We start from the raw sequence: 12186 nt of genomic DNA, 5'->3' as shown, positions 1-12186 counted from the left end.
CGGGCACACGGACTCCGTGATTTTTTCTTCGTCGTTGTGCGAGCTCATCGGCGCTGCTCGCGTGCCTTGTTCATGATCCAGGCGACGGCCTCGGCGGAGGACAGCGGCCGGCGCGACCCGTGCAGCAGCAGTGGAGCGTCCCGCCAGACCCGCGTCCACGCGTCGAGCGCGACCCGGTCGGCCGTTCGGCCGTCCTCCCGTCGCGGTCCGCCCAGGACCAGGCGGTAGAACGGCACCGCGAGAAGGTCGTAGACCTGCCCGAACGCTGCCTGGTCCCCGCTCGCGACAGCGGTCATCAGCTCACCCAGGCCAGTTCGTCCGTGAGCGGACGCGCGGGTCGGCGTCGATGTCGACGACGCGTCGTGTGCGCCGGTGTGGCGCGATGGTGAGCTCACGATGTCCCGATTTCCCTGCCGCTGCGCCACAACCAGAAGTTCTGCACCAACGCTATTGCCGCGCATGACCGCCTGCATGACGGCCGGCGAGCCCGATGGAGTGGCGCGGCTCACCCACGTGGTCGCGCGCCGGTTCGCGAGCCGGGATGAACGCGATCGCCGGGCAGGGCGTATCCCTCTGCAGAGCGTCGTGCAGCGAGGTGCCGGCGCCTCCGGGCCACCGAAGTGAGGAGCACGGATGAATCCCAGCGCTCACATCGCCTTCCGCGTCGCCGCGGCTTTCGTGGCGCTCGGACTGGGCGGAGCGTTGATCGCCGCGATCGTCGGCCTGGTCCTGACGAACGTGGGGCCCGCGGCGAGCGCGAGCCTGTCCCTCTGCGCCAAGGACGGTGTCGCCCCGGCCGGGGGAAAGGACTACCTCGCCCAGAACAACGTGTGGAACGCCGAAACGCCCCAGTGCGTCACCGTGGGGGACCAGTCGTTGCGGATCGAGAGCGCCGCGCACGACGTGTCGCCGCAAGGCGCCCCCGCCGCCACTCCGTCGTTGCTCAAGGGGTGTCACTGGCAGGACTGCACCGATGTCGGCGACCTGCCGGTCCAGGTGTCGGCGATGCCCCGTGTCACCAGCGACTGGGTCACCAGCCAGGTCGACACCGGGGTCTTCAACGCCGCCTACGTGGTGTGGTTCCACAGCGGACCCGTCGCCGAAGGCACGCCGGACGGCGCCGAGATGGTGATCTGGCTCCGCAGCCGCGGCGGGGTCCGGCCGGGAGGGGTCATGCTGGCCCGCGAGGTGCCGATCTCCGACGCCCGGTGGAACGTGTGGCTGGCACGTGACCAGGGTCGTGTGCGGATCACCTACGAGCGCGTCGGCGAGACCACGGCCGTCAGGGACCTCGACATCAGCGCGTTCACCGGGGACTCCGTCGGACGAGGTCTGGTCTCACCGGACTGGTACCTGATCGCGGTCGAGGCCGGATTCAACCTGTGGCGTGGAGGCGCGGGCAACGCCATCGAGAACTTCTCCGTCTCCGTGGACGACCAGAAGCCCAGGAGGGCGCTGGGGACGTCCGCTCCCACGCCGTGTTTCGCCGCCCTGAACGTGGAGGAGACCTGGACGGGAGGGTTCCGCGCGGTCGTGGAGGTGACCAACGTCGGCGACTCGCCGGTCCAGGGCTGGATCCTCGACTGGACGTTCCCCGGCGGCCAGCACGTGGAGAGGACGTCCGTGGGTCAGGTGACCCAGTCCGGCTCGTCGGTCCACTTGGTCGGCGGCGTGCGCGACGGCGTGCTCGAACCGGGCAAGTCCACCAGCTTCGACGTGGTCGGCAGTGGCGTCTCGCCCGGCATCGTGTCGATCACCTGCACGCCTGCCTGAGGGCGCCGGGGCGCAGGCGGCCGTCGTGGACTTCGGCGATCTGGTCGGCGCCGGTGAGGTGGCCGCGGTCGTGGGTGACCAGGACGGTGGCGGTGGCCTGCTGACGGGTGAGGCGGGTGAGGAGGTCGACGACGGCGGCTCCGCGGTCGTGGTCGAGGGCGCTGGTGGGTTCGTCGACCAGCAGGACGGTGGGATCGTTCATGAGGGCGCGGGCGATGTTCACGCGCTGGCGCTGGCCGCCGGAGAGCTGGTGCGGGCGGCGTTCTGCCTGCGGTGCGAGGCCGACGGCGTCGAGCAGTTCCATCGCGCGGGTGCGGGCCTTGGCCGGGGAACGGCCGTCGATCCAGGCCATGACCTGGAGCTGTTCGCGGGCGGAGAGGGCGGGCAGCAGGCTGGGGTGCTGGAAGACGATGCCGATCTTGTGACGACGCAGGTCGGTGAGCTCGCCGCGGGTCATGCCGGTGGTCGTGGAGCCGTCGACGGTGACGGTGCCCGCGTCGGGGGTGATGAGGGTGGCGGCGACCGCGAGCAGGCTGGACTTGCCGGAGCCGGAGGGGCCGACCACGGCGGTCAGGCTTCCTCGGGGCACGTCCAGGGTGACCTGGTCGAGCGCGGTGAGGCGGGAGCCGCCGTCGGGGTAGGTGAGCGTGACGCCGGTCAGGGTGAGGCTCATCGGGTGCTCCCCAGTGCGGTCAGCGGGTCGACGGAGGTGATGCGGCGGATCGCGAGCGCGGCTCCCAGCGCGCCGAGCAGGACCATCACCGCGGCCGGGACGAGCACGGTGGCGGGGGTGAGCACGAACGGAACGGCGGAGCCGGCGAGGGCGGCACCGAGGCCGGCGGCGAGCCCGGTTCCGACGAGGGTGCCGCCCGCGAGCAGGACGACGGCCTGGCCCAGCGCGTCCCCGAGCAGCCCGGCCGTGGTGGCGCCGAGCGCCTTGAGAACGGCGACGTCACCGCTGCGCTGGATGGTCCAGACGGTGAAGAAGGCGCCGATGACCAGAGCGGAGATGGCGAACAGGAAACCGCGCATCAGCTGCAGCGAGCCGTTCTCGGAGGCGTAGGAGCCGATCGCCGCCAGGGAGTCGTCAGCGGTGACCGTCCTGGTGCCCGCGGCCTGGTCGGTGGTGGCGAGATCGGCGCCGGAGGTGGTGGTCAGGGCGATCACGGTGGCGAACGGGTTGCCGGTCGGGGGAGCGGTCGCGCGCCAGACGTCGAGGGTGGTCCAGATGACCGGGGTGTGGCTGAAGGACGCGTCGCCGGACACGGCGGCCACGGTCAGCTGCCGTCCACCCAGGGCGACGCTGCCGCCGGACTGGATTCCCAGTTCGGTGGCGGCCGCAGCGGACAGCACCGCGGCGTGCTCGGAGAGCTTCCCGCCGTCCGGGGCGAGGGGAGATCCTGTTCGGACACCGAAGACCGAGACACCGGTGCTCCGGTCACCCGCGGTCGCCTTGGTGGTGGTGATGCCCAGGGGTTCGGCGGTGGTCACGCCGGGCGTGCCGGCCCATCGCCGCCACTGCGTCTCGGTGACGGTGGAGTCGGAGTAGGACAGCCCCTGATCACCGCTGGGCGCGGCGAAGGCGATCCGGTCGGCGGGAAGGCCGGTGATGGCGGAGACGTTCTGCCGTCCGAGCCCGGCGGTCAGGCCGGACAGCAGACCGACCAGCAGGGTGATCAGCACGATCACGGTTCCCATCAGGGCGAAACGCCCCTTGGCGAACCGGAGTTCTCTCCAGGCGACGAACAAGATCTCGACCTGTCCTTTCCGGCGGGTGGATCGGTACGTCGCCACGGTCGCCGTCGGAGCCCTGCCGCGGCATCTGGCCGGGGATGGCACTTCCCGAGCCGGAAGTCGGTGCCCCTGCTACACCTTTCGACAGAGGTGCCTCCCGCTGCCGCCCACGTAGCCTGGACAGACCGTGAACGCTCCCGCCCTGACACCGACCAACCGGGTACTGACCTGGTGCCTGCACCTGCTGTTCCTCGCCCTGCTCGTCCTGGCGATGGCGCGGGCCGTGGCCGGGGGACACCCTCAGACCGGGGCGGTCGTCGCGGTCGCGCTGGTCTGCGGGGCGGTCTACGCGGCCGGACCGCTGCTGCCCCGCGTCCGCACGTCCCGGCTCGCCGCCGCGGGGTGGCTGGGTGCCGTCAGCGCCGTGTGGCTGGTCCTGGTGCTGCTGACCGCCGACGGCGTGTGGGTGGCCTTCCCCCTGTACTTCCTCCAGCTCCACCTGCTGCCACGCCGGGCGGGCCTGGCCGCGGTGATCGCCACGGCGCTGGCCGCGATCACCGCCTTCGGCGCGCACCAGGCCGTCTTCAGCCCGGTCGCCGCGATCGGCCCGCTGCTCGGCGCCGCCGTCGCGGTCGCCGTCGTCAGGGGCTACCAGGCGCTCTACCGGGAGAGCGAGCAACGCAGGCGCCTGATCGAGGAACTCACCGCGACCCGGGCCGACCTGGCCCGTGCCCAGCACACCGCCGGAGTGCTGGCCGAGCGGGAACGCCTGGCCCACGAGATCCACGACACCCTCGCCCAGGGGCTGTCCAGCATCCAGCTGCTGCTGAGCGCCGCGGAACGGGTGCTGCCCGACACCTCCGGCAACGCGGCCCGCTACGTGCGCCAGGCCCGTCAGGCCGCGGCGGACGACCTCGCCGAAGCACGCCGTTTCGTCGCCGCCCTCACCCCGCCCGCCCTCGACGACACCACGCTGGCTGACGCCCTGGAACGCCTGTGCGCCACCACCGGCGCCCGCCACCGGATCACCGCGCGGTTCCACCTCACCTGCGATCCGGTCCCGCTGCCGACGGCGCACGAGGTCGCCCTGCTGCGCATCGCCCAGGCCGCCATCGCGAACACCGTCCGCCACGCGGGCGCGACCACCGTCGAGATCACCCTGAGCCACCTCGGCGACGAGATCGCGCTGGGCGTCGTCGACGACGGAACCGGCTTCGACCCCGGGAGCCTTCCCGCTCCCGATCCCGGCGAGGGAGGGTTCGGCCTGGCGGCCATGCGCACCCGCGCCCGTGCGCTGGGCGGCTCCCTCACCGTGGAGTCGGTCCCCGGCCGCGGCACCGCTCTGGCCGCCCGGCTGCCCCTGCCGCGCTCCACCGACACCCAGCCAGAGGCACTGCCATGACCGACGCCCCGATCCGGCTCCTCCTGGCCGACGACCATCCCGTGGTGCGCGCGGGTCTGCGGGCGGTGCTGGAGACCGAACCCGGTCTCGTCGTGGTCGCCGAGGCCGCGACCGCCGAAGCCGCGGTGGCACGCGCCACCGAGGGCGACATCGACGTCGTCCTGATGGACCTGCGGTTCGGCCCGGGAATGACCGGTGCCGAGGCGACGGCCGCGATCACCGCTCGACCCGGTGCGCCCCGTGTTCTCATCGTCACCACCTACGACACAGATGCCGACACGCTGCCCGCCATCGAGTCGGGCGCCACCGGGTACCTGCTCAAGGACGCGCCTCCCGACGACCTGGCCGCCGCCGTCCGCACCGCCGCCGCGGGGCGCACCACCCTGGCCCCCACCGTCGCCGACCGGCTCCTGACCCGGATGCGCATGCCCGACGTCGCGTTGACGCGGCGGGAGATCGAAGTGCTCGTCCTGGTCGCCGACGGGCTGTCCAACCGGGCCGTCGCGGCGCGCCTGCACCTCACCGAAGGCACCGTGAAGTCGCACCTCGCCCGCTGCTACACCAAACTCGGCGTCGACTCACGCACCGCCGCCGTCGCGACCGCGACCGACATCGGCCTGATCCGCCGCCGATGAACAGCATCGGCGTCTCCTGAGCACGGGGCGTCACCCGTCTGAGGGGTTCTGTCGTTGCCCCGTGAAGGCAGGCGCTGTCGCGTTGCCCGCCGTCGGCGTTTGATCGAACCTGACCGGGGAAGCCGCCCCGGAGCGGACGGCCACGACAGGAAGAGGCTCATGAAGGCGACGTTGATCTACGGTGCCGGTGACGTGCGAGTGGAGACCGTGCCGGACCCGAAACTGCACGAACCGACGGACGCGATCGTGCGCGTGCTCCGGTCGTGCGTGTGCGGCAGTGACCTGTGGCCGTACCAGGCCAAGCCCGCGCAGGACCACGGCGACCGGATCGGCCACGAGTTCCTCGGCGTCGTCGAGGAGACCGGCTCCGACGTCACCGGCCTGAAGGCGGGCGACGTGGTGGTGGCGCCGTTCGTGTGGGCGGACAACACCTGCGACTTCTGCCAGGAGGGCCTGCAGACCTCCTGCCGGCACGGTGGCGGGTGGGGCTCGCCGGGTGTCGACGGCGGCCAGGGCGAGGCCGTGCGGGTGCCGCAGGCCGCGGGCACGCTGGTCAAGCTGCCGGTCGGCGAGGACTCCGCGCTGCTGCCCTCGTTGCTGACGTTGTCGGACGTGTTCCCCACCGGCCACCACTGCGCCGTCACCGCCGGCGTGAACCCCCGCACGACCGTCACGGTGATCGGCGACGGCGCCGTCGGACTGTCCGCGGTGCTGGCCGCCAGGCGGCTGGGCGCGGAGCGGATCATCCTCATGGGACGCCATGCCGACCGCACCGACCTCGGGCGCGACTTCGGCGCCACGGACGTCGTCTCCGAACGTGGCGACGAAGGCGTCGAACGAGTCCGCGAGCTCACCGGCGGCGACGGCACCCACGTCGTGCTGGAGTGCGTGGGCCTCAAGCCCGCGATCGAGACCGCGTTCGGCATCGTCCGCAACGGAGGCACCGTCAGCCGCGTCGGCGTGCCGCAGTACCCGGACGTGCCCGCCGGCTTCGGTGTGTTCTTCCGCAACATCACCCTCACCGGCGGAGTCGCGCCGGCCCGCGCCTACATCGAGGAACTGCTGCCCGACGTCCTCGACGGCAGCGTCGAACCAGGCCGCGTCTTCGACCGCACCGTGGCGCTCGACGACGTCGCCTCGGGCTACCAGGCGATGGCCGACCGCACCGCGCTGAAGGTCCTGATCCAGCCATGACCGCCTGGACCGCGGACGAACTCGACCAGATCGGTGGCGCGGAAGAGCTCCAGCTCGCTTCGCTTCGCGCGGACGACGCACTCCGGCCGTACGTGACCATGTGGGTCGTCCGCGCTGGTGACGCCCTCTACGTGCGCAGCGCCTACGGCCCGGACAACCCCTGGTACCGCAACGCCACGACCGCGGGAGCCGGACGCGTCCGGGCAGGCGGAGTCGAGCGCGACGTCACCTTCGCGGACGCGGCCCCGGACGTGCACGACGACATCGACGAGGCCTACCACGCCAAGTACGACCGCCACGGGCCCGCCATCGTCGGCACCGTCGTCGGCGCGGACGCGATCCCGGTGACGATCCGGCTTCTCCCGCGCTGACACTCCGGAAAGGACAGACCCGTGGAGCGGCGACCGCTGGGACGCACCGGCGTCTCGGTCAGCACACGCGTCGCCACGGGCGAGACCCGTGGCGACCGCTGATCAGAACGAGCCCGGCAGGACGAGCACCGCCCACGCCGCGACCGGTCCGAGGGCGACGATGACGCAGGTGTAGGAGATGACCTGCCGGTAGAAGCGGTTCCGGTCGACACCGCGGGCGTTGGCGAGGACCAGCGCGCCGTTGGTGGAGAACGGTGAGACGTCCACGATCGTCGTGGAGATGGCCATGGCGGCGACGACGCCCGCGACCGGGAGTGATCCGGTGAGCAGCAACGGGATCGCCATCGGGATGGTCGCGGTGAGAATGGCCGTGGACGAGGCGAACGCCGAGGTGACGCCGACGATGACGCACAGCACGAGTGCCACGAGCAACGGGGCTCCCAGGCCGACCGCGCCGTGGGCGACCCAGTCGATGGTGCCGGAGTGCTCCAGCACTCCCACGTAGGTGACCATGCCGGCGACCAGGAGGATGGTGGGCCAGCTGATGCCGTCGACGGCCTTGCCGAGGTTCGCGCGGTCGAGCAGGGCGAGCACGACACCCGCGGCCAGGGCGAGGAACCCGATCTGCAGGTGGAAGGCGAGCGCGCCGACCACGAGCCCGACCAGCGCCGCGAGCGTGGCCCGCTGGTGCCAGGTGACCGCGGTCGTCTTCGGCCTGACCTCGGTGGCGACACCACCGGCGGCCGGTGCCGGGGCACTTCCTCCGGTGGGCGCGTCACCGTCGGCCGTGGCGCTGTCCGGGTGCTCGTCGAAGCTCTCCTCGCCGCGGCGGCGGAGCATCACGTAGGTGATGGCGGCGAGCAGGAGGTTGAAGCCCAGGCTCGCGAAGAACAACGTGGCGTGGGAGATCGTCAGACCGGACTTGGCCACGATGCCGTACACGAGCGCGCCGGACACCGCCATCGGGGAGAACGCCCCGGCGTGCGCGCCGCAGATCACCATCATGCCGATCATCAGCGGGCTGATGCGGTAGGTGAAGGCGAAGCTCATCCCGATCGGCACCAGGAGCGCGACGGCCGCGGGGGTGAAGGTGCCCAGCGCGGTCAGCGTGGCCGCGACGAGGAACAGCACCCACGGGACGAGGGTCGCGCGGCCTCGCACGAGCCGGATTCCGCCCTGTACCAACAGGTCGATGGTGCCGTTGAGCTTGGCGACGGAGAACAGGTAGGTGACGCCGACGACGGTGATGAACAGAGAGACCGGGAATCCCTCGAAGATCTCTTTGTCCTCCAGGCCGAACACGAACGTGCCGACCACGAACGACGAGACGAGCGCGAGGATCCCGATGTTGATGGGCAGCATCGTGGCGATGACGAACATGCCGCCCAGAACCAGGATCGCGATCAGCTGTGATGACATCATTGTCCTCTTCGGTCGTACGGCCCTGACGCTTCCGTCCGGGCGGGGACGGTGCGGTCAGGCGGCCGACGAGGCGGCCTGTGTCGTGGGCTGGGTCGCCAGCGGCTCGTCGTCGGGCAGGGCGAGGGTCGCGTCGCCGATACGACGTGCGGTCCGGGTGACCCCGATCGCGAGCAGTCCGTCGCGAGTGCCCGCACGGGTGGTCACGACGCCGGCCGGAGTGTCCAGGCGCAGCACCTCCCGCTCGCCGGTGGTGAAGTCGGACAGGACCGTACCCGGCGTGTGCGCGGCCGCGGTGAGCGCGACGCTTCCGGTGATGGCCAGCGCGGGATGCGTCCGTCCCATGGACAACATCCGCACGGTCACGTCCGAACGCCCCGGTCGGCCCGCGCTCACCAGGGCGATCTTGGGGATGGCCCTGGCGGCGTCCGCGGGGCTGGCGGCGAGGCCCATGCGGACCGCCGCGACACGGCGGATGCGGTCGAGCCGGGCCAGCAGGTCTTCCTGGGCGTCGAGTGCGGCCGGGGAAGCCTCACCGTCCGCGCCGACCTCGGTGGCGGAGACCAGGACGACGGGAGCCCCGGCGTCGAGCAGCGTGGCGCGGACGCCGTCCACCACGTCGACGGCGTTGCCCGTGGGCAGCAACGCCCCGGTCGTCCGGCCGGCCGGATCGACGAACCACAGGTGCACCCCGAGGCCGGGTTGGGCCACCCCGGGAATGTGGTCTCCACCCTGTTCGGTCACGCGGCCCGAGGGCGTCGGCACGTCGACGACGATCAACTGGCCGGTGTTGGTGTTGTTGATCCGCACCGTGGTCACCTCGCCGGTGGGCGCCACCCAGCCGCGCCGCAGCGCGTAGGGCCCGACGACGGCCGAGCAGTTGCCGCAGTTGCTCGTCCAGTCCACCCGCCCGTCGGCGATGCCGATCTGGGCGAACGTGTACTCGACGTCGATGCCGGGCCGGTCGCTCCTGGTGAGCACGACGGCCTTGCTGGTGGTGGAGGTCGCCCCGCCGACACCGTCGACCTGGCGCGGATCAGGGCTTCCGTACAGGCGCAGCAGCACCTCGTCGACGCTGCGGCCGGGCACCGTGAGGACGTCGCGCTCGAACACCCAGCACTTGCTGGTGCCGCCGCGCATCCACGTCGCCGGGATCTCTCGCACAGTCACTCCTTCGCGGCGGTCGCAACACCGCCGTAACAGCCGGGGAACGACGGCTACCGTGACTCGCGTCGAGAGTGAACACAATCACGAGAATCTGAACACCCGTGAAGCAATGCTTCAGGCTCAGCTGACCCAACTGACCGCCAGTTCGGACGTTGGCCGAACAAAGTCACAGCTGAGAGTCGGCCAGCAGCTTGAAGCTAAACTGCACAGAAGTCATCGAACAATGAAGTCGCCGCATCAAACTTCTTCGCACGAGGAGCGCCCATGCTGGACGTCCGACGCCTGGCGCTGCTCGCGGCCGTGGTCGACACCGGTTCGATGACCGCCGCCGCGGAACAGCTCGGCTACACCCCGTCCGCGGTCTCGCAGCAGCTGCGCAGGCTTGAGGTGGAGGCCGGTCAACCCCTGCTGCACCGGCAGGCCAGGGGCGTGCGCCCCACCGAGGCGGGAGCCGTGCTGGCCGGCCACGCCCGCCACGTCCTGCGCAGGCTCAGCGCCGCCGAGGCCGATCTCGCCGAACTCGCGGGACTGCGCCGCGGCACCATCGCGGTCGGGGTGTTCCCGACCGTCGCCAGCGCTCTGCTCCCGCTGGTCGTCAGCCGGTTCCGCCGCCAGTACCCCGACCTCCGCCTGGACGTGCGCAGCACCCGGTTCGACGAGCTCGTCGAACTGCTGGAGAACGGTACGGTCGGCATCGCGCTCCTGTGGGACTACGCGTGGAACCGGGTCGACGTGGACGACATCTCCCTGACCCCGCTGCTCGACGATCCGACCGTGCTCATCGTCGCCGCCGACCACCGCCTCGCCCGCAAGCGGTTCACCACCATGTCCGAGCTCGCCGACGAGGAGTGGATCGTCCGCGCCCACGACCACCCGGTGGCCGAGGTGCTCGAACGCAGCTGCCGCGCCGCCGGCTTCACCCCGAAGATCGCGTTCGAGGCCAACGACTACCAGGAGGCGCAGGCCATGGTGAGCGTCGGACTCGGAGTCGCGCTCGCGCCGAGGACGGCGGTGCGCAACCCGAACCCGGACGTCCGCGTCCTCGCCCTCGGCACCGACGTGCCGGCCCGGCGCGTCCTGCTGGCGCACCGCCAGGACCGGCTTCGCGCACCCGCCGAACTCGCCATGCACCAACTGCTGGTCGACGTCGCCCGCGAGTACCAGACCAAGCCCTGATCTCCGTCCGCGGAGCTATCCGCGTCGGGCCGGTGACCGCCGGTCGCGCGACGCGCGCAGATAGCCCATGACCAGGGATTCCAGATCCGGTTCCGTGGTGGACCAGCCCTCCGGCGCCGGTTTCGGGTCGCGCAGCAGCAGGATGGACTGGCGCTGGGTGCGGGTCGCGCTCACCAGCGTTCCGTCCACACTGGCCTCGTCCGCGGCCGGTCCGGCCAGGAACCTGTGCTGTGCCAGGACTTCCTCGATGTCGCCGTCGACCTGCACCCGGCCGTCGTCGATCAGCAGGAGGTGGTCGCACACTTCGCGCAGGTCCGTGAGCAGATGGGAGGACATCACCACCGTGGTGCCGCGTTCGGCCACCTCGGTCATGATGATCCGCAGCGTCTCGTCGCGTGCCAGCGGATCCAGGTCGGACAGAGGTTCGTCCAGGAGCAGCAACCGCGGGAGCCGTCCCAGCGCCATCGCGATGGCCACCTGGGTCCGGGTGCCGGCGGACAGGGTGCGCACCTTCGCCTCCTGGTCCACGCCGCCCAGCAGTCCCAGAACCTCGTCGACTCGCTCGGCGGACCAGCGGTCGTTCATGGCCGCGCAGACCCGGATCAGTTCGCGCACCGTGAGATCGCGGTAGAGCGGCCTGTTCTGCGCCAGGAACGAGACGTCCGGGTGGATGCGGCCCCGCAGCGGGGTGCCGAACGCCCTCAGCTCACCGGTGCTCGGGCGGACGAGGCCCGCGGCGATGCGCAGCAGGGTGCTCTTGCCGGCGCCGTTCGGTCCGACCAGGGCGACGACCTTGCCCTCGGGGATGGTGAAACTGCAGTCGCGGACGGCCCAGTTGTCGCGGTATCGCTTGCCCAGGCCGGTGGCGGTCAACGGGGTCATGATCGTTCCTCAGCGGGGTAGTGCTCGTCGCGGACCGCGAAGTACAGGGCGTCGACGTCCTCGACCCCGAGGCCGTCTTCCCGTGCGTGGCCCATCCAGCCGGTCAGTTCCTGCCGCAACGGGGCGTCGTCGCCTGCGGTGGCCTCGGAGGACAGCGACTTCGTCACGAACGTGCCGAGACCACGGCGGCCCTGCACCAGTCCGTCGCGTTCCAGTTCGCGGTACGCCTTGAGCACGGTGTTGGGGTTGACGGCGGTCGCCTCCACCACCTCGCGCGCTGAGGGCAGCCGGTCGCCGGGGGTCAGCAGTCCCAGTCGCATGGCGTGTTTGACCTGATGGACGATCTGCATGTAGGTGGAGACCCCGGAGCGCCGGTCGATCCGGAACTCGATCACATCGGTCAGCATAGGTGCTCCCGCAGTTCAGGGCCTCC

General features: G+C 71.4%; 13 protein-coding genes. 6 read left to right on the top strand and 7 right to left on the bottom strand.

All coding sequences use genetic code 11. The features are described 5' to 3' along the window. Nucleotides 1-44 precede the first annotated feature (44 nt). Nucleotides 45-296 (bottom strand): sigma-70 family RNA polymerase sigma factor, encoded by a 252-nt coding sequence (locus tag SK854_RS34420; RefSeq protein ID WP_319979303.1) that lies wholly within the window; start codon nt 294-296, stop codon nt 45-47. Between the two features lie 337 nt (nt 297-633). On the opposite strand from SK854_RS34420, the gene SK854_RS34415 reads away from it, so the two are divergent. Beyond that, nucleotides 634-1773: a GH12 family glycosyl hydrolase domain-containing protein gene (locus SK854_RS34415; protein WP_319979302.1), complete on the top strand. Its 1140-nt coding sequence runs from the start codon at nt 634-636 to the stop codon at nt 1771-1773. On the opposite strand, the gene SK854_RS34410 is transcribed toward SK854_RS34415, so the two are convergent. Next, complete coding sequence (locus SK854_RS34410; RefSeq protein ID WP_319979301.1) at nt 1754-2446, bottom strand: ABC transporter ATP-binding protein; 693 nt, start codon at nt 2444-2446, stop codon at nt 1754-1756. The two genes, SK854_RS34415 and SK854_RS34410, sit on opposite strands and share 20 nt — an antisense overlap. Beyond that, nucleotides 2443-3522: an ABC transporter permease gene (locus SK854_RS34405; protein WP_319980041.1), complete on the bottom strand. Its 1080-nt coding sequence runs from the start codon at nt 3520-3522 to the stop codon at nt 2443-2445. Before SK854_RS34405 ends, SK854_RS34410 begins: the two co-directional genes overlap by 4 nt. Before the next feature lie 172 nt (nt 3523-3694). On the opposite strand from SK854_RS34405, the gene SK854_RS34400 reads away from it, so the two are divergent. From SK854_RS34400 to SK854_RS34385, 4 genes are all read left to right on the top strand, one after another. Next, on the top strand, nt 3695-4909 hold the full coding sequence (locus tag SK854_RS34400) for a sensor histidine kinase (RefSeq protein ID WP_319979300.1): 1215 nt from the start codon (nt 3695-3697) through the stop codon (nt 4907-4909). Further along, a complete protein-coding gene (locus SK854_RS34395; protein WP_319979299.1) occupies nt 4906-5544 on the top strand; it encodes a response regulator transcription factor in 639 nt (212 codons plus the stop codon). Before SK854_RS34400 ends, SK854_RS34395 begins: the two co-directional genes overlap by 4 nt. A gap of 159 nt (nt 5545-5703) precedes the next feature. Then, nucleotides 5704-6738, top strand: coding sequence for a zinc-dependent alcohol dehydrogenase family protein (locus SK854_RS34390; RefSeq protein WP_319979298.1), 1035 nt, complete (start codon nt 5704-5706; stop codon nt 6736-6738). Beyond that, nucleotides 6735-7109, top strand: coding sequence for a DUF2255 family protein (locus SK854_RS34385; protein ID WP_319979297.1), 375 nt, complete (start codon nt 6735-6737; stop codon nt 7107-7109). Before SK854_RS34390 ends, SK854_RS34385 begins: the two co-directional genes overlap by 4 nt. Nucleotides 7110-7211: 102 nt before the next feature. Here SK854_RS34385 and SK854_RS34380 read toward each other — a convergent pair whose 3' ends face one another. Both SK854_RS34380 and SK854_RS34375 read right to left on the bottom strand, forming a co-directional pair. Then, nucleotides 7212-8528, bottom strand: coding sequence for an SLC13 family permease (locus tag SK854_RS34380; RefSeq protein ID WP_319979296.1), 1317 nt, complete (start codon nt 8526-8528; stop codon nt 7212-7214). A gap of 57 nt (nt 8529-8585) precedes the next feature. Further along, on the bottom strand, nt 8586-9692 hold the full coding sequence (locus SK854_RS34375) for a PrpF domain-containing protein (protein WP_319979295.1): 1107 nt from the start codon (nt 9690-9692) through the stop codon (nt 8586-8588). A gap of 267 nt (nt 9693-9959) precedes the next feature. On the opposite strand from SK854_RS34375, the gene SK854_RS34370 reads away from it, so the two are divergent. Next, on the top strand, nt 9960-10871 hold the full coding sequence (locus SK854_RS34370) for a LysR family transcriptional regulator (RefSeq protein WP_319979294.1): 912 nt from the start codon (nt 9960-9962) through the stop codon (nt 10869-10871). 15 nt (nt 10872-10886) lie between these two features. Here SK854_RS34370 and SK854_RS34365 read toward each other — a convergent pair whose 3' ends face one another. Together SK854_RS34365 and SK854_RS34360 are read right to left on the bottom strand one after the other, a co-directional pair. Further along, nucleotides 10887-11753: an ABC transporter ATP-binding protein gene (locus tag SK854_RS34365; RefSeq protein WP_319979293.1), complete on the bottom strand. Its 867-nt coding sequence runs from the start codon at nt 11751-11753 to the stop codon at nt 10887-10889. Then, a complete protein-coding gene (locus SK854_RS34360) occupies nt 11750-12148 on the bottom strand; it encodes a GntR family transcriptional regulator (RefSeq protein ID WP_319980040.1) in 399 nt (132 codons plus the stop codon). The genes SK854_RS34365 and SK854_RS34360 overlap by 4 nt, the downstream gene beginning before the upstream one ends. Nucleotides 12149-12186 lie beyond the last annotated feature (38 nt).

The organism is Lentzea sokolovensis, assembly GCF_033949975.1.
Classification (GTDB): domain Bacteria; phylum Actinomycetota; class Actinomycetes; order Mycobacteriales; family Pseudonocardiaceae; genus Lentzea; species Lentzea sokolovensis.
The sequence above is the reverse complement of the archived record's forward strand: the minus strand, read 5'-3'. Positions and strand labels throughout refer to the sequence as shown.

Excerpts from the sequence above, each read along its gene's own strand:
- SK854_RS34420 (WP_319979303.1), bottom strand. The coding sequence starts at position 296 with ATGACCGCTGTCGCGAGCGGGGACCAGGCAGCGTTCGGGCAGGTCTAC.
- SK854_RS34415 (WP_319979302.1), top strand. The coding sequence starts at position 634 with ATGAATCCCAGCGCTCACATCGCCTTCCGCGTCGCCGCGGCTTTCGTG.
- SK854_RS34410 (WP_319979301.1), bottom strand. The coding sequence starts at position 2,446 with ATGAGCCTCACCCTGACCGGCGTCACGCTCACCTACCCCGACGGCGGC.
- SK854_RS34395 (WP_319979299.1), top strand. The coding sequence starts at position 4,906 with ATGACCGACGCCCCGATCCGGCTCCTCCTGGCCGACGACCATCCCGTG.
- SK854_RS34390 (WP_319979298.1), top strand. The coding sequence starts at position 5,704 with ATGAAGGCGACGTTGATCTACGGTGCCGGTGACGTGCGAGTGGAGACC.
- SK854_RS34385 (WP_319979297.1), top strand. The coding sequence starts at position 6,735 with ATGACCGCCTGGACCGCGGACGAACTCGACCAGATCGGTGGCGCGGAA.
- SK854_RS34380 (WP_319979296.1), bottom strand. The coding sequence starts at position 8,528 with ATGTCATCACAGCTGATCGCGATCCTGGTTCTGGGCGGCATGTTCGTC.
- SK854_RS34370 (WP_319979294.1), top strand. The coding sequence starts at position 9,960 with ATGCTGGACGTCCGACGCCTGGCGCTGCTCGCGGCCGTGGTCGACACC.
- SK854_RS34365 (WP_319979293.1), bottom strand. The coding sequence starts at position 11,753 with ATGACCCCGTTGACCGCCACCGGCCTGGGCAAGCGATACCGCGACAAC.